The sequence below is a fragment of the Acinetobacter amyesii genome, from assembly GCF_023499985.1.
Taxonomy (GTDB): domain Bacteria; phylum Pseudomonadota; class Gammaproteobacteria; order Pseudomonadales; family Moraxellaceae; genus Acinetobacter; species Acinetobacter amyesii.
The window spans coordinates 23,229-39,429 of the sequence record NZ_JAMCOU010000038.1 but is presented as its reverse complement, the minus strand read 5'-3'; the positions used below and the strand labels follow the sequence as shown (position 1 = coordinate 39,429).

Genomic DNA, 16,201 nt, shown 5'->3' with positions numbered 1-16,201 from the left:
GTAAATACATGGACTTTATGATTCAACAATCTTTAAAACTGGTCGAAAGCGGCAAGCTGCCCGATTCAGTCATTCGCGCCGGCATTCGCAGCCTAAGCAAAAAACGTCTGGCACAGGAAGGACGCTTTGACCCGGCACTGGCAGCTCGGCGCTATATGGATGTGCTGCATATGCTGAAAAACAGCGAGATTGCCATCGAGACCGAAAAGGCCAATCAACAGCACTATGAACTGCCCACCGCATTTTTCCAGGCGGTGCTGGGCAAGCGTCTGAAATACAGCGCTAGCCTGTTTGAACATACTCATACCACCCTGGATCAGGCGGAAGAAGCCGCACTGGCCAGCTATTGCCAGCGTGCACAGTTAAAAGATGGACAGGATATTCTGGAAATTGGCTGTGGCTGGGGATCGTTGAGTCTGTATATGGCCGAGCATTATCCCAAGGCCCGCATTACGGTGGTGTCGAATTCCTCGACCCAGCGCCAGTATATTCAGGAACAGGCGCGTCTGAAAAAACTGCAGAACCTGACGGTGATCACCTGCGACGTCAATGTACTGCAACTGGAACCCGCGTCCTTTGACCGCGTAGTTTCGGTGGAAATGTTTGAACACGTACGTAATTACCAGAAACTGTTTGAAAATATCAGCAGCTGGCTGAAAGCGGATGGTCTGCTCTGGTGCCATATTTTCTGTCACCGTTTCCTGCATTATCCGTTTGAAGTGAAAAATGAATTCGACTGGATGTCGAAATATTTCTTTAGTGGCGGACTGATGCCGGCAGCTTCGACCTTTCTGCATTTCCAGCAGCATTTGCAATTAGAGCAGCACTGGCAATGGGCCGGCACGCAGTATGAACGCACCGCAAATGCCTGGCTGGAGAACATGGACCGGAAACAGGTCGAGCTGCAGCCCCTGTTTGAACAGACCTATGGTGCAGATGCCTCCATCTGGTGGCAACGCTGGCGGATTTTCTTTATGGCCTGTGCCGAGCTGTTCGGTTATGAGCATGGACGCGAGTGGGTGATCGGTCACTTTCTGTTTAAAAAGAAAACCGTATAATTGAATGGCGAATCGGATGGGCCAGCGGGGAATGCACCAATGTTAAAGCTGTTCAGGGACAAACACGATCATCCTCTGGGTGAGGTGTTTAACCGCTATTACTGGCTGCAAATCGGATTCATTGCCCTGTCTGTGGTGATCGGGATTGGCTGTAGTGCTTGGGTAATCAAGGGTTCCCTGCTCAGAACTGCGCTAGAACAGGAAATGTCACACTACTGGCAGCGGCTGGAACGTAATCCGGCTGCTGAACTGCCCGACACCAAAAACCTGTATGGTTACCGCTGGAGCAATGTGCCGCCAGTCCAATTTCGCCACATGCAGCTTGAGCAAGGGGTGAACCGGCATTTTGTCGATGGCAAGGAGCGCATGACCGTGTATGGTGAAAAAGACGGACAGCATGTGCTGCTGGTGTTTGGCGAAAGCAACGTCAACAAGCTGGTCTGGCTGTTTGGTCTGGCACCGCTGATGGTCAGCCTGTTTGTGCTATATAGCGTATTGTGGTGGTGGAACCGTCGGGCCCGACGTTATTTTTCCCCGATTACCCGGTTGGCCAATGCGCTGGAACATATCGACTGGGAACATCAGAAAAATCAGGCTTCGCCTTTTCAGGACATCCGCACCGACTCCAATCTGGAAGCTGAATACCTCAAGCAGGCGCTGGAAAAATATCATCAGGTATTAAGCGAATTTATTCAGCGTGAGCGTGAATTTACCGGAGATGTTAGCCATGAGCTGCGCACGCCACTGACCATTTTAAAAGGCAATGTGCAGCTGTGTCAGGCACGCTATGGCGACAACAAGTCCTTTACCCGCCTGCATAACACCATTGAAGACATGCAGCTGCTGGTCGATACCTTGCTGGCCATTGCCCGCAATACCACCAATACTTTAACTGCTGAACCGACCATGCTTTCAGAATGTCTGGACAATCTGGTGCAGGATCTAGAGAGTGTCAGTCATAACAAAGGCATGCAGATTGACCTGCAAAAAGACCTCGATGAACAGCCGCGTAAACTTTATCCATCCATGACCAAAATGGTGTTTGGTAATATTCTGCGCAATGCGCTGAACTATTCACAGGGCACAGAAATTGATGTGATTCTGGAAAAAAATAAAGTGCTGATTGCTGACAATGGGGTCGGCATGCCTTTACCTAACAATTCTAAAGTTCAGGAACTGTCTGGTCAGCAGCTACAACTGGAAATCAAAGGGCATGGTATTGGATTGCAATTGGTGCAAAAGCTATGCAAACAGCTAGGTTGGCGTGTGGAGCTGTTTGACAGGCAATATTATCTTGACACTCATCAGAATGTTGATCTAGCAATGACCACTGGACTGATTGTTGTTGTGTACCTAAATTAGGCTTCATCTTCGAAAGCAATCTTTAAACCAATCCCAGATATGGTGTGAATCAGCTTTTGTTCAAAGGGTTTATCGACCATTTTGCGTAAATTATAGATATGACTGCGCAGAGCATCACTTTCTGGCTCTTCGTCACCCCAAAGCTGCATCATAATTTCCTGTTTGGTCAGTACTTTAGGAGAATGTCGCATTAGTAGCTTCAAAAGTTTAAACTGAATCGGAGGCAATTCAATGTTCTGCCCAGCTCGAGTTAGCTGCTGTGTTGCCGGGTCTAAAATTAGGTCATGAATTTGCAGACGACTGCTAGATACTTCACCCAGGGAACGTTTGATCAGGGCCTTGACCCGAACTACCAGCTCGTTAAAGTCAAAGGGCTTGACCAGATAATCATCCGTGCCTGAATTGAAGCCTTTGAGTTTGTCATCCAAGGTATCCCGAGCGGTAAGCATCAAGACAGGTAAGTCTAACCCCTCTTCATTGCGTAACCACTCGCACAATTCATAACCAGAACCATCAGGCAAATTAATGTCTAGTAGTAAGATATGGTAGCGTTGCTGTTTCAGTAATTGTCTAGCAGCACTCAGATTGCGGGCATGATCGACCACAAAGCCATGTTCTTCCAGAAACTCGCATAGGGTAGAGGCCAGTTCATAATGGTCTTCAACCATCAGGATAAAATGTTTCGACATAGCGGCAGATACTAATTTAATAATTGCTGTTTTAATTTAACACTAAATGGCTGGGGACCCAGCCATATATTAAAATATTGTTGTGCCAGAGGATGTTTAAGCTGCCCTAAACTTTGCTGGTTCAAAGATAAGCTCAGGGTCTGTGTAGCATGGCTGTATTTTAAACGGTACAGGTCGCCTGATCTGACCGGACGATACAAATCAGTGATTGGGTTGAATAGAGCATGTATTTTTGCGTCTTTAACATTACGTTTCAGTAAATGTGTGGCCGCACGCTTAAATGCCCATTCCGGAATATTCTGTGTATAGGAAAAGTCCATCTGTATATTTTGTTTTTCCCAGGACTGGCTACAGTTTTGTGCAAAATAACTTGCCATACCGACCTGTTTTTGACCCACCATCAGCGGACCATTGCCGCATTGATTCAGGCTTTGTGCCTGGGCCCATGGACTGAAGCTACATCCCATCACTAACGCCGTACTAATCGCTATTTTTTGAAAGGCAGTAGCCATGAGTAGCCCCCTCCAACATAAGGCAGGGAACGATACAGGCCATTCGCAGGGTCCCAGAAATCCTGCTGGAAAATAATCTTGTTGTTTTCGTTGATCTTGATTTCACTGATGCCATAAGAGTCCATACTGCGGGTCGTGCCGAACATTTTAAAATCATAGGTCATATGCCAGTGCACATAGGCAGAGTCCTGATGATAAGAAGCGTTTAACAGCTTGACGCTGACCTTGCTGACCCGTTTGTTCATGCTTTGAAAGTGCTCCAGCAGATTTTGACGGGATGAAAATTGCGATAGGGTATCGTTAATAAACAGCTGGTCGGCATACAGCGATCCGGCTCTTTCCACAAATTCCGGTGTGCCCAAGGTATTAAAGGCTGAGGTAAAGCGGAGGCCGATATCCTGAGCTTTAGCCTGATCCAGCGCTATCCCCTGAATACCGTTTCTGGATTGGGCATAATCGGCTGAATAACTGGGAATACTTTTACATCCGGCTAACAACAGAAGCGGCAAGGATAAGGCTGTAGCAATAAGTGTTTTTACAAGTCTCATCATCAGTGTCCGTATGAAGTGTATCTTTATACCTTAGGCAGCACAGCGTGAACAGAATGTGAAATAGACGTTATAGATGAGCAATTGAATAGAATTTTTCAAATCAAAGATTAAATGTTTAACTTTTTTCTTCGGCCATTAACCAATCAATGATATTCATAACATCACGATTTTCGTTATTTTTTCTGACCATTGCATAAAAATTATAGTCACAATAGATAAAACCAAAAGGGGCAATGATCTTTCCATTTAACATTTCTTTTTCTACTAGAATTTGAGGTGCTATGGCAATTCCTAACCCAGACACTGCAGCTTCTATCATTAAATTCAGACTATCAAAATAACGGTCATTGGATTTTGGGGAAAAGCTTATTTGAAACTGATCAAACCATGTATGCCATGCACTTTTATTTGAGTGGGTATGAAGTAATGGATAGTTTAAAAGATCATTTACGGAATGAAGAAGATTTATTTCACGATTACAAATAGGACCCATGTTATCGGGAAATAACAGATATTTATTCAAAAAGTTGGGAAGTAGATGATGCTCACTGACGCTATTGATAAATATGTCAACTTTCTCTTTTTCTAACAATTTTAAGTCATTACATGTCATTAATTTGATATGGATATTGGGATAAATGACTTCGAGCTTTTCTAATCGAGGAATCAGCCAATTTGCCATAAAACTATGAGAAGCGCCTATTACAACTTCTACTTCTGAAGTTTTATTTGTTAACTCAAAGACGCATTGTTCTAAACGATTAAAAAGCTGCGTACAAACTAGCGATAATTCTTCGGCATCCGCCGTCAGAGAGATGGTCGAGGAATGTCGAATAAACAATTTTTTATCCAACCATTCTTCTAACTGCTTTATTTGATGGCTAATCGCACTATGGGTTACACACAATTCTTCCGCAGCTAAACTGAAACTTTTATTTCTAGCGACAGCCTCGAATGCTTTTAAAGCATTAAGGGGAGGTAATGTTCTGCGTTTCATGTTGTAAAATTCTCTAACACCATAAGCTCAAAATATATCAATTATCATAAAAATGAAAATATTTTAAGATCGAACAAGTTTTGATAGTAAAAGAGATATGAGATGACAACCCCTTATGCAGGTAATGGTCCTGATGACTTAGGATTTTTTGGTAAATTTGGCGGATGTTACATGCCAGAGATCTTAATGCCAGCACTTCAAGAATTAGAACAAGCCTTTAATACTGTTCGGCACAAACCTGAATTTTGGGCTGAATATCATCAGATTTTAACGGACTTTGTCGGTCGTCCTAGTCCTCTTTTTTATGCAAAAAACCTAACAGCTTATGCAGGCGGCGCTCGAATATATTTCAAGCGAGAAGATTTGAACCATACGGGTGCGCATAAGATCAATAATTGTGTAGGGCAAATCTTATTAGCCAAATTTATGGGCAAAACCAGAATCATTGCAGAAACGGGTGCTGGGCAACATGGTGTTGCAACAGCAACGGTTTGCGCGCTGTTTAAGATGAAATGTACCATTTTTATGGGAGAAACAGATATTCAGCGGCAACAAATGAATGTTGAACGTATGAAATTACTCGGTGCTGAAGTCAGAAGTGTTCAAAAAGGGCGTGGGACTTTAAAAGATGCCATGAATGAAGCATTACGTGACTGGATTCGTCATGTGGATACAACCTATTACCTATTGGGTACGGGTGCGGGCCCTCATCCATATCCCACCATGGTCAGAGAATTTCAGAAAATTATTGGTTTAGAAGCCAGAAACCAAATACTCCTGAAAGAAAATAAACTGCCTGATGCTCTTGTTGCTTGCGTTGGTGGAGGATCAAATGCATTAGGGTTGATGCATCCTTTTCTAGAAGACCTGAATGTCAAAATGTTTGGCGTTGAAGCGGGTGGAAAAGGAACAAATAGCGGTGAACATGCCGCCTCTATTTGCAAGGGTCAAGTCGGTGTGCTGCATGGCAATTTAACTTATTTATTACAAGATTCAGATGGGCAGATTTTAGAGGGGCACTCTATATCAGCTGGCTTAGATTATCCTGGTGTTGGTCCTGAGCATGGTCTTCTGTTTGAAACAAGACGTGTTACATATACGGCGATCACCGATCAAGAAGCGGTAAATGCCTTTCAGCTTTTAAGTCAACAGGAGGGTATTATTCCTGCTCTTGAGAGTTCTCATGCGATTGCATATGCGATTCAACTTGCTCAAGAAATGCAGCCAGAACAGATCATTATTGTCAATTTAAGTGGCAGAGGAGACAAAGACTTAAACACGGTCAAAAAATATCTTGCAGGAGCTACAGCATGAACCGTCTAGATCAAAAATTAGAGCAATTGAAACTGAAAAATCGAAGCGGTCTGGTCTGTTATTTTACTGCTGGAGATCCTAATTTTACAGAAAGTTGTCGTCTGTTAAGCCAATTGGGTCAAGCAGGGGCTGACATTATTGAAGTGGGTATTCCATTTTCTGATCCAGTGGCAGATGGAGAGATCATTCAGGCAGCGCATCTTCGGGCTTTAGATGCAGGTCAAACGGTAAAACAGACCATTGAGTTGGTAAAAGTAATCAGGCTGCATGATGACCAGACACCAATAATTTTCATGACTTATTTAAATCCGATTATGCAATATGGTTTTGAGACACTTATCGCCGAAACAGAAAATCTTATAGATGGAATATTGATTTTAGATGCTCCATATGGATATCGAGAAAACTTTGAAGTGCAGTTAAATGAAAAAAATATGCATTTAATTGCAATGACCGCGCCGACTACCCCAGTTGAAAGGTTAGAGCAAATTTCAGCGCGCGCGACAGGGTTTTTATATCATGTTGCAGAAAATGGCTTAACAGGAGGAGACTTCAATTTATCTTATCTTGAGAAAAAGATGACTGAAATTAAGCCGATTTTTAATATACCTGTTGCAATTGGTTTTGGGATCAAAAATGAAAGCCATGTTAGAGCACTAGTAAATAAAGTAGATCTTATTGTTATCGGTTCAGCACTCGTCGATAATTTTTTTAATAAGGGAATAAATGAGACCTTAGAAAAGGTCAAATTGTTTGCACAGATACTTAGAGAAAATAAATAAGGGCTTAGGAAGTTAAAGAGGGTTATTACGGAGTAGTTTAAGCAAATCGAGGTATAAATTACTATGCCGATGATTGAAGCGATACTCCGTTTCTTTAAGATGCAAATAAAACATCTTTTTGTCAATTCCATTAAATTTGATTAGCCGCTTTTTGGCATAGCCCCAAAAGGATTCTATACCGTTAATATGTCGCTCCCCACAAGCAAATTCATTGTTGCCATGATTCACCCTCAAATGCTTGTCAAAGCCAATATCAACCAAACCATCATAGCCTCTCCAGCCATCTGTATTGATCACTGAATCAAGCTCAATATGCCCACGGATAATGCCTTGTAGCGTGGCTTTGGAGCAATCTGGGACAATTTCTGTTATACATTCCCATCTCGTTTGAGTAGTCCAAACACAATGGTTTTCCCTGATGCGCCACGACCTCGTTTACCACGAACACGACGCGCACCGAAGTAGGACTCATCCAGCTCAACAATACCGTTGAAAGGGGATATTTCTTCACATTGAATCGCAATTTTTTTTACGCAATTTAATATAGATCGTATTAATGGAACGCACAGAAATATCGGTGAGTTTAGCTGTATCTGATGCGGTAAAATCCATGGCAAAAAAGCGAATGATCTGCCTGAATTTTGCTTCTGTGATTTTTGAACGAGAATAGTATCTATTTTTTGCTTTCATATTAGGAAGTTACCATAGTTTTTAATATGCTTAACTTCCTAAGCCCCTAAGTTTTTAAAGGAAACGGAGGTTGAGTTAAAATGCCCCCATCTCTGTAGGTTCTGAAATTTTACTTATTGTTATACTAAGATGATTCTCAAAAGGACAGGATTAACTCGAATGAATGGCTGTTCAGAATATGGCTTACTCTTTTGAGTAAGCCTTTGAGTGTATATGGGAAAATTATAATTATTTAAGTGTTTGATGCTCTTTGCATTAACAATAGAGTTTGAATTTTTGATCCTAATAAATGCACGATTAAACCCAGCATAACAATACATGAACCCAACCACTGCAAAGTATTTAATTTTTCATCTAAAAATAAATAGGCAAAAATCATACTTATAACAGGTACCCAGAGTGACAATGGGCTAATTTTAGCAGCAGGATAACGTGTCAGTAGGTAGATCCATAAGCCATATCCGACAATAGTGGCAAAGTAAGCGAGAAATGCTGCAGCACCAAATCCTTTCCATGTCAGCGCATGCCAATCGGCTATGATACCTTGCCAGCCAATATCTTGTACCGCTAAAAGTAAAAACCATAAAGGGGTAAGAATATTGCCCCATACGACCAGACCAATTGGGTTAACAGGCCCCATTTTTTTGACTACGATATTGCCACAGGCCCATGAAATTGCAGAGCATAAAACCAATGCTAGCCCCATTAATGGCACATGACTATGTTTTTGACCGAATGCAATTAGCATTAAGCCCATAAAGGCAATCGCTATGGCCAACCACTGGTTCCAGAAGGCTTGTTCACGTAATAAAAATGCTGCAATCACGACAGTAAAAAATGCTTGGGATTGAACCACCAAAGCGACTAGACCTGTAGGCATTCCAGTCGCAATTGCACTGAACATAAATGCAAATTGAGAAAAGTTACTAATAAAGCCATAAAGTAATAACCATTTCCACCCGACGCTTGGAATTCGGATAAAGAAGAGAGCAGGCAATAAAACCAGTAGATAGCGTAAACATCCGAGGAGCATAGGGTGTAACTCACTGACCCCAACTTTCATAAAATAAAAGTTAATACCCCAGATGAACACCACTGCAAATGCAGCAAGTTTATCTTTTAAAAGCATGTGTGATTTCCTAAAGACAAGGATGACCTTTACAAAGTACAGATCATTGTGTTTGAGGATTAAATTTTGGTTTGTTTGACAGGGATGAGCGTATTCAGTTGAGTACTTTGATGACGTAATTTAATTAGCTCTACATAATCTCGAATAATGAAGATACAGAATAGGATGCCTGCACTTGCGATACCGAACCAGAACGCTTTTTGAAGACTAGGAATAAAAGCCATGGCTGCAAAGATGGAAAGCATGCCGATGATTGCAAAATAACTCAGGTATGGGAAACACCACATACGAACTTTTAAACGTTCAGGTGCTACACGCTCTAAGTGGCGACGCAAACGAATTTGAGAGAATGCAATCACGATATAGACAAATAAGGCTACAGTTCCATAAGATTCGACCAAGAAAGGGAATACAGCATCTGGTGAGAAGTATGAAGCTAAAATTGAGAAATAACCAAATAAGGTACTGAACAGAATGGCACGAATAGGAACCCCATTTTTTGAAAGTTTGGTCAAACTACGAGGTGCATCGCCATTTTGGGTTAAAGCAAACAACATACGGCTTGCAGCATAAACTCCAGAATTTAAGCAACTGAGTACAGCCACCAGAATCACAACATTCATAATGTCCGCAACAAACGGAATATTCAATACTTTTAGTGCACTTACGTAAGGTGTCGCAATTTCTGTACTGTTCCAAGGGACGATGCAGACCACTAATAAAATAGAGCAAACATAGAAAATCAGGACGCGAGAAATCACGGATTGTGTGGCTTTGGCAACTGATTTTTCAGGATCTTTAGTTTCTGCAGCGGCAATGGTGACGATCTCTGCACCAAAGTAAAATCCAGTTGCGGCAACAGCACCCGATAAGACTGGTCCCCAACCATTTGGCATAAAGCCACCATGATTTAACAATTCACCAAATCCCGCGGCTTGATGGTTTGGCCAAAGACCGAACATATATAAAGAACAAAGGAAAATGAAAAGACCAATCGCAGCAACTTTAATAGATGAGAACCAAAATTCGAATTCACCAAAGGATTTTACGGAGAATAAGTTAGTTGCTGTTAATAGGGCGAGTAAAACTAGACTGACAATCCATTGAGGTGTATCAGGTAACCAATACGCCAAGAGTTTTGCACCGACAATCGCTTCTAATGCAATCACGATGACCCAGAAATACCAATACATCCATCCCGTCATGAAACCTGCGAGTCGAGATAAATAAGGCGAATCTTGGAAAGCATGGCGTGCATATGCATAGAAGGAGCCTGATACAGGAGAGGCGGTTGCTAGTTCACCGAGCATTCGCATCACTAAAATAATCAATACACCCGTAATCAGGAAGGACAAAATTGCGGCTGGACCAGCAGATTGAATCACTACAGAACTACCTACAAATAGTCCCATTCCAATAACACCACCGAGTGCCATCATTTGAACATGGCGGGGTTTTAAAGTACTTTTTAAACTTTGATTTGAATCTGAATCATACATGATGGATTCCCTCTTATATTTTTATAACCGAATCATTACAGATGATTGAATGTGCGCTTAAAGCACTTCATCTCTTAAGTGGTACCAGCGATATAACAGTGCTTGCCCGAGTCGACGAAATGGTCGAAACAGATGTGAAGGCAAAGGGGATTGATAAATTGGAAGCTCAAATTGAGGGCGTTGTATTCCCATCACGCGTTCTGCGAGACGGCGTCCTGCCATCGCGGAGAAAGACACACCATTACCACCATAACCTATAGCGTAATAAATGCTTTCTTCAGGGTTGGGTTGTACGATACGAGGCATCATGTCATGACTCACATCGACCCAACCCCACCAAGAATAAGCAATAGGTATGCCACGTAGACTTGGAAATTTGCGATAAAGCCCTTCTTTTAAGCGTTCGAGATGGACTGGATTGTCTGCATCCGCACCTGTTAAGGAACTTCTACTGCCACATTGCATAGATCCATCAGGGAGTAGGCGATAATAGTGACGTAAAGTTCGGGTATCTGTAATAAATGTGGTGCTGTGTAAGCCTGCTTCAGCACGTTCCGCAGCTGTTAAAGGACGCGTCACAATAGAATTGGATAAAATCGGCATGATTTTTCCAGATAGATGCGGGTGTAATCCATTAGGCGTATAGCCACCTGTTGCAACCGCTACACGTTTCGCTTTGACAATGCCATTTGGGGTACGTAAATAGTGGATGCCATTGCGCGTTTCCCAGCCATGCACTGGACTAGAAGTGTGTACTTTGGCACCAGCAGCACGGGCACGCTTTAAGTAGCCAAAAGCCAGTTTTAAGGGGTGTACGCCAACACCATCGGGTTCCAGTAAGGCTCCGGCAGCTTCCTGATCAGCCACATACTCTTCATGCAGTTGCTCACGGTTCAACATACGAGTCTGATAGCCGAACACCTCTTTCATGACGCGACCTTCATTTTCAAGGAAAGCCATTTTTTTTGCACGATGGGCGATATAAAGATGTCCACCATCTTGCGCATCACATTCAATACCGCTCACGAGGTCTTTAAAGTAGTCAAAGCCCTCCCGAATTTCGGCATCAAGACGTTTGGCGGTGTCTAATCCCCATTTTTCAATCCATTGGGAGCGATACAGACGACCCGAAGCATTTTGACCTTGCCCACCGTTACGGCTGGTACAGCCCCATGCGGTACGGTTTGCTTCAAGCACAAGAGGTGCGGCACCAAATTGTTCAGCCAGTGTTAGTGCTGTCGATAGCCCAGTGAAGCCTCCACCAATAATGACAATGTCCGCTTCGGTGTCACCCATTAATGGCCCATCATCTTCGGGTGGCGTACCTGCTGTGCCGACCCAATAAGTTGGCGCATAATTTTCATTACCTGATAGGACAGGAGTGGTTAAAGGGTCAAACTGTGAGTTGTAACTTTTAAAACTCTGTGGCGGTATAGATTTATGCGGTTCTAGGCGCTCGCGAAATGAACTTGCATGTTGGACAGATTGATTCATTGAATGACTCCTTATGCGATTGCTTGCACAGGTCTATTTTTACGGAATGCATTTTTGACGAGAATTTTTCCATCTTTAAATGTAAAGACATCAACCATATTGGCTTCAATCCAGCCTCCATCAGCAGTCGTTGCTGTAAAAGTTGTTTCTGAAATACCGAACTCCGCGTTATCACTGATCCAGTGTTTACCGTTACGCCACTGAGCATCTGGAAAACTTTGAAAGGTATTGCTAAATGCTTGACGAACTGCATCTAAGCCCTCAATTCTGGTTCCAAAAACATCATCTCCAGCCACAGTTTCAAACCGACATTCTGGATGCATGCATGCCATGAGTTGTTCAACATCATGTTGATTCCAAGCTGTTGAAAAATCGGTAAGAAGTTGGATTAATTGTGCTTGCTGCATTTGTATTGCTCCAAAATTAGGTTTTATAAACTGATGAAATGAATGTACGGAAATACTGAAATATGGCGTAGTACCAGATTTAGAGTTTTGATGGAGCCAGCAATTAATATTATTAAGTTATTGTTTTTAAATAAATAGTTTAAATTAATAGGAGTGGAATGCCTTTTGCTTTATATCAAGTAAGTCCAGTTTTAGCTTAAAGATGGACTGAAACCATGAGCTTTGCACCAGTTTGAGTAGGCAAGCATCAAAATGGATCGCAGCAATGCACAGATATAAGGATTAATTAGTGAGTTCAGCAATTTCAGCTACAGTTTGGCAAGCATTATTTTCTAATACGGCACAGAGTGGTTTGAATTTACAGGGCAGAATCTGCCGTATGATGTTTTCGGCTTTAGTACAAGGTTATTTAAAACCAGGTATGGTAGTACCTTCTAGCCGAGATTTAGCTGATCAACTGGGTGTTGGTAGAAATACGGTCACCATTGCGTATCAACAATTGGTTGCTGAGCGAATTTTGGAATCCAAACAGCGGAGTGGACATTTTGTCTGTTTAAATTTCCAGATTGATAGTAGTGAGAGTAAAACCATTCGGACTACATCAAAAGCGACGACCTGGGGTGCTCGCTTTTGTATACGACCTTCAGCACAAAGGCATTTAACTAAACTAAGTGATTGGATGAATTATTCCTATCCTTTTATTTATGGTCAGCCAGATGCGGAAAACTTTCCTGCTTCAGCTTGGAGGGAATGTGCATTACGTGCCTTATCTGCAAAAGATGCCTCAATATGGTCACAAGATATTACTCAACAGGGGGACGACGCTTATCTCATAAATGCAATACGTCAGCATATTTTGCCCACGCGAGGCATCATGGCTCAAGAAAACGAAATCTTGTTAACCGTAGGGAGTCAGCATGGTTTATATATGTTGGCGACGTTATTAATGCGGCAGAATCATGTCATTGGTGTCGAAGAACCTGGTTATCCAGATGCACGTAATATATTTTTGCTACAGACCCAGCATATTGTGCCTTTAGCCGTGGATCATGAGGGGGTGACTTTAACTCGGGCAAATGAGTGTGATTATTTATTTGTTACACCAGGGCGACAATGTCCAACAGGAGTAACCATGTCTCCACAACGCCGACAAAATTTATTGCAGCTAGTAGAACAAAACGACAGCATTATTATTGAAGATGAATATGATGCTCAAGTGTTGGTGCAAAATACGACGATCCCCGCGCTAAAAAGTTTAGATCGACATGGACGAGTCATTTATCTTGGAAGTCTATCTAAGCCATTGGCACCTGGGTTACGTCTGGGATATATCGTTGCCGCACCTGAATTAATACAAGAACTTCGACATTTACGCCGGCTGATGTTACGACATCCAAATGTGTTCAATCAACGTGTCTTTGCTTTGTTTATCGATCAAGGCTATTACCATAGCATGTTACGCCGTCAGCACCAATTACACCGACAACGGGGTGAAATACTCAATAAGGCATTAAAACAATATCTTCCAACATGGAAACCTTATGCTTTGAATGGCGGTTCGGCATGTTGGATTGATACAGCATCTGAAATTGATACTGCTGTCTTACCTCACTATGCTGCGAATTTAGGCGTATTCATTGAGTCGGGACAATCTTTCTTTTTAGATTTCGATAAGCAGAAGCATTTTCTACGTTTAGGTCTAGGTTCAATCAGCGCTGATCTAATTAATAAAGGTGTTTTTAACTTGGCGATGGCGGTTGAAGAGTATTATTTATACAACTAAATACATACGTACTAATTAGTAAGGAGGTAGTGGTTGAACCGTACCGGGTTTGTCGGAGACTTTTTATTTAAGTTAGGCCACCTGACCTAACGGATTAATTTTATCATAGTACATTGCTTCAAAATCAAAAGGTGACACATAATCTAGTGCACTATGTACACGCCCTTTATTGAACCAATCTACCCAGTTTAATGTCGCAAGTTGTACATCCACTAAACCGTGCCAATCCGCTTTTAAATATTCAATCACCGGTTGTACCGACTGAAGCTTGTAAATTTGCTGCTTCTAAGCGATTGGTATAGAGAATGGAAAGATCTTGCACGCCTCTGTCACTATGATGAATCACGTTTTTTGGCACGCCTCGATCATGCAATGCTTGCTCCAATGCATCCAGGACCATGTCTGTATTCATACGTGTTGATACTTTCCATCCAACAATTGCTCGTGAGAACACATCAATAATAAAGGCGGTATAGACCCAACCTGAATGGGTTTGAATATACGTGAAGTCAGCGACCTGAGATACCGTCTTGGTAGTCAATCAGGTTTTGAGATTATTCGACCAATAAATAATCTCTTTGATAGGCAGTCTGATGTTTTAAAACACCATAACACCTTGTATACCTAGCTTTTGCATCAATCGAGCAACTGTACAGGGCGCAATAATATAGTCTTCACGTTTCAGTTTTTGCCAAACTTTACGTACACCATATCGACCTGAACTTTCCTTCCAAATTCGTTTAATTTGTTCAGCATGATGCTCATCATGTAGATCTCGTTTCGCTCGATGTTCTGGATTTACTGTGAGATTTAGTGTTCGATAATAGGTAGAAGCCGCGATTGGTAAAATCCTACAAATCGCTTCAACACCATATCGATCTTTATTTTTATGGATAAAATCCACCATTATTTGTGTGGACGGTCGAGCTCCGCCTGGGCGAAAAAAGCGGCTGCTTTACGTAGAATTTCATTGGCTCGTTGCAGTTCTTTATTTTCGCGTTCGAGTTGTTTAATACGTTCTTGGTCTGAAAGCTGCTGTACTTTAACTGGATTTTGTTTATCTAAATATTTTTGATACCAAACACGTAGTGTTTCAGGAGTACAGCCCTTGCGCAGCATGCTGCTCAGGAACAATTGCTGTGATTGCAGCCCAAGTAGAAGGATAATCTTTTTCGGATTCAATCAATAATTGAACCGTTCTTTCTCTGATTTCAGGGGTATATTTTAATTTTGTCATCGGGATAGTCTCTCAGAATATTGACTCTCCGACAAACCCGGTACGATTCAGTCTTTTATCTTAAGTGTCCTTAATAAAAATAATAGATTACTCAAATAAATATGTATATGGTTTTACTGGAATAATGTTGTACGTTGATATGAAAAGCTTAAACTAGTTATTTTTGGCAGTCCCAAATATGGTTATATGCGTCTAGAATTTTGATGGCTATTTACTTTATAATACCATTAAAATTTATTACTTTTCTTCGTATGCGTTCATCAACATGGATTACCGTTTTAGTAAGTTTGTTCATGTTCCAAAGCCTTTGGAATGTGGCAGCTGCTTTCTGTATCCATGAAGAAAGCATACCCCTGAATCAAAACTATCATTTTGGACACCATAACAATGTTTTATGTGTGAGTGATGTTCAACATGATTATCATCAAGTTTCAGAATCAATTGCAAATACATTAGATTTGGGTGAGGATCATCAGGATCATCTTCCCTCAATGAACCAATTGATTTTAGAACAACGTCAAGTTTCTTTTATACAAATACTGTTTTCATATACTGTTAGACCAGAGTATTTTTGGAACAATGATTACCGTTCGCCTGACTTAAGTTCACAAAGCCCGCCTCCCGAAATTTCCCCGCTAATGGTGGGGTAGCCTTAAATATTCCCACCACTTTCAAATTTAATTTAGTGGGAAATATC

General features: G+C 41.8%; 14 protein-coding genes, 2 pseudogenes and 1 other annotated feature. Of the genes and pseudogenes, 6 read left to right on the top strand and 10 right to left on the bottom strand.

Annotated elements, in window-relative coordinates; genetic code table 11:
* The first annotated feature begins 8 nt into the window (after nt 1-8).
* A complete protein-coding gene (locus M5F03_RS14735) occupies nt 9-1,058 on the top strand; it encodes an SAM-dependent methyltransferase (protein WP_249708766.1) in 1,050 nt (349 codons plus the stop codon).
* A 39-nt stretch (nt 1,059-1,097) separates the two neighbouring features.
* On the top strand, nt 1,098-2,420 hold the full coding sequence (locus M5F03_RS14730; RefSeq protein ID WP_372491158.1) for a sensor histidine kinase: 1,323 nt from the start codon (nt 1,098-1,100) through the stop codon (nt 2,418-2,420).
* Here the strand turns inward: M5F03_RS14730 and M5F03_RS14725 are convergent.
* From M5F03_RS14725 to M5F03_RS14710, 4 genes are all read right to left on the bottom strand, one after another.
* Entirely contained in the window at nt 2,417-3,109 is a 693-nt protein-coding gene (locus tag M5F03_RS14725) for a response regulator transcription factor (RefSeq protein ID WP_005177281.1), read from the bottom strand. The two genes, M5F03_RS14730 and M5F03_RS14725, sit on opposite strands and share 4 nt — an antisense overlap.
* 11 nt (nt 3,110-3,120) lie before the next feature.
* Nucleotides 3,121-3,621 (bottom strand): chalcone isomerase family protein, encoded by a 501-nt coding sequence (locus tag M5F03_RS14720; RefSeq protein WP_168369528.1) that lies wholly within the window; start codon nt 3,619-3,621, stop codon nt 3,121-3,123.
* Nucleotides 3,597-4,169, bottom strand: a complete 573-nt coding sequence (locus M5F03_RS14715; RefSeq protein ID WP_249708809.1) for a nuclear transport factor 2 family protein — start codon at nt 4,167-4,169, stop codon at nt 3,597-3,599. The genes M5F03_RS14720 and M5F03_RS14715 overlap by 25 nt, the downstream gene beginning before the upstream one ends.
* A gap of 118 nt (nt 4,170-4,287) precedes the next feature.
* Nucleotides 4,288-5,169, bottom strand: coding sequence for a LysR family transcriptional regulator (locus tag M5F03_RS14710; RefSeq protein WP_004976964.1), 882 nt, complete (start codon nt 5,167-5,169; stop codon nt 4,288-4,290).
* A 102-nt stretch (nt 5,170-5,271) separates the two neighbouring features.
* On the opposite strand from M5F03_RS14710, the gene trpB reads away from it, so the two are divergent.
* Together trpB and trpA are read left to right on the top strand one after the other, a co-directional pair.
* Nucleotides 5,272-6,483: a tryptophan synthase subunit beta gene (gene trpB / locus M5F03_RS14705; RefSeq protein WP_249708765.1), complete on the top strand. Its 1,212-nt coding sequence runs from the start codon at nt 5,272-5,274 to the stop codon at nt 6,481-6,483.
* On the top strand, nt 6,480-7,265 hold the full coding sequence (gene trpA / locus M5F03_RS14700; protein ID WP_249708764.1) for a tryptophan synthase subunit alpha: 786 nt from the start codon (nt 6,480-6,482) through the stop codon (nt 7,263-7,265). The genes trpB and trpA overlap by 4 nt, the downstream gene beginning before the upstream one ends.
* Before the next feature lie 12 nt (nt 7,266-7,277).
* Here trpA and M5F03_RS14695 read toward each other — a convergent pair.
* The 5 genes and pseudogenes from M5F03_RS14695 to M5F03_RS14675 all read right to left on the bottom strand — a co-directional run bounded on the left by M5F03_RS14695 (nt 7,278) and on the right by M5F03_RS14675 (nt 12,484).
* Nucleotides 7,278-7,955, bottom strand: a pseudogene (locus tag M5F03_RS14695) (IS1595 family transposase).
* 232 nt (nt 7,956-8,187) lie between these two features.
* Nucleotides 8,188-9,084 carry an EamA family transporter gene (locus M5F03_RS14690; RefSeq protein ID WP_249708763.1) on the bottom strand — a complete coding sequence of 299 codons (897 nt, stop codon included), beginning with the start codon at nt 9,082-9,084 and terminating at the stop codon, nt 8,188-8,190.
* Between the two features lie 59 nt (nt 9,085-9,143).
* Nucleotides 9,144-10,583: an amino acid permease gene (locus tag M5F03_RS14685; RefSeq protein ID WP_249682298.1), complete on the bottom strand. Its 1,440-nt coding sequence runs from the start codon at nt 10,581-10,583 to the stop codon at nt 9,144-9,146.
* 57 nt (nt 10,584-10,640) lie between these two features.
* On the bottom strand, nt 10,641-12,077 hold the full coding sequence (locus M5F03_RS14680) for an NAD(P)/FAD-dependent oxidoreductase (RefSeq protein WP_249708762.1): 1,437 nt from the start codon (nt 12,075-12,077) through the stop codon (nt 10,641-10,643).
* A gap of 11 nt (nt 12,078-12,088) precedes the next feature.
* A complete protein-coding gene (locus M5F03_RS14675; RefSeq protein WP_249682302.1) occupies nt 12,089-12,484 on the bottom strand; it encodes a nuclear transport factor 2 family protein in 396 nt (131 codons plus the stop codon).
* Nucleotides 12,485-12,773: 289 nt separating this feature from the next.
* On the opposite strand from M5F03_RS14675, the gene pdxR reads away from it, so the two are divergent.
* Nucleotides 12,774-14,267, top strand: coding sequence for a MocR-like pyridoxine biosynthesis transcription factor PdxR (gene pdxR / locus M5F03_RS14670; protein WP_249708761.1), 1,494 nt, complete (start codon nt 12,774-12,776; stop codon nt 14,265-14,267).
* A 72-nt stretch (nt 14,268-14,339) separates the two neighbouring features.
* On the opposite strand, the pseudogene M5F03_RS14665 reads toward pdxR, so the two are convergent.
* Nucleotides 14,340-15,504: pseudogene (locus M5F03_RS14665) on the bottom strand (IS3 family transposase).
* Nucleotides 15,100-15,216 (bottom strand) — a sequence feature (AL1L pseudoknot). (Overlaps the previous pseudogene by 117 nt.)
* A 203-nt stretch (nt 15,505-15,707) precedes the next feature.
* Here M5F03_RS14665 and M5F03_RS14660 point away from each other — a divergent pair.
* Nucleotides 15,708-16,154: a cation efflux protein, CzcI-like gene (locus M5F03_RS14660; RefSeq protein WP_249682306.1), complete on the top strand. Its 447-nt coding sequence runs from the start codon at nt 15,708-15,710 to the stop codon at nt 16,152-16,154.
* Nucleotides 16,155-16,201: the final 47 nt, after the last annotated feature.

Excerpts from the sequence above, each read along its gene's own strand:
- M5F03_RS14735 (WP_249708766.1), top strand. The coding sequence starts at position 9 with ATGGACTTTATGATTCAACAATCTTTAAAACTGGTCGAAAGCGGCAAG.
- M5F03_RS14730 (WP_372491158.1), top strand. The coding sequence starts at position 1,098 with ATGTTAAAGCTGTTCAGGGACAAACACGATCATCCTCTGGGTGAGGTG.
- M5F03_RS14725 (WP_005177281.1), bottom strand. The coding sequence starts at position 3,109 with ATGTCGAAACATTTTATCCTGATGGTTGAAGACCATTATGAACTGGCC.
- M5F03_RS14720 (WP_168369528.1), bottom strand. The coding sequence starts at position 3,621 with ATGGCTACTGCCTTTCAAAAAATAGCGATTAGTACGGCGTTAGTGATG.
- M5F03_RS14715 (WP_249708809.1), bottom strand. The coding sequence starts at position 4,169 with ATGAGACTTGTAAAAACACTTATTGCTACAGCCTTATCCTTGCCGCTT.
- M5F03_RS14710 (WP_004976964.1), bottom strand. The coding sequence starts at position 5,169 with ATGAAACGCAGAACATTACCTCCCCTTAATGCTTTAAAAGCATTCGAG.
- trpB (WP_249708765.1), top strand. The coding sequence starts at position 5,272 with ATGACAACCCCTTATGCAGGTAATGGTCCTGATGACTTAGGATTTTTT.
- trpA (WP_249708764.1), top strand. The coding sequence starts at position 6,480 with ATGAACCGTCTAGATCAAAAATTAGAGCAATTGAAACTGAAAAATCGA.
- M5F03_RS14690 (WP_249708763.1), bottom strand. The coding sequence starts at position 9,084 with ATGCTTTTAAAAGATAAACTTGCTGCATTTGCAGTGGTGTTCATCTGG.
- M5F03_RS14685 (WP_249682298.1), bottom strand. The coding sequence starts at position 10,583 with ATGTATGATTCAGATTCAAATCAAAGTTTAAAAAGTACTTTAAAACCC.
- M5F03_RS14680 (WP_249708762.1), bottom strand. The coding sequence starts at position 12,077 with ATGAATCAATCTGTCCAACATGCAAGTTCATTTCGCGAGCGCCTAGAA.
- M5F03_RS14675 (WP_249682302.1), bottom strand. The coding sequence starts at position 12,484 with ATGCAGCAAGCACAATTAATCCAACTTCTTACCGATTTTTCAACAGCT.
- M5F03_RS14660 (WP_249682306.1), top strand. The coding sequence starts at position 15,708 with ATGGCTATTTACTTTATAATACCATTAAAATTTATTACTTTTCTTCGT.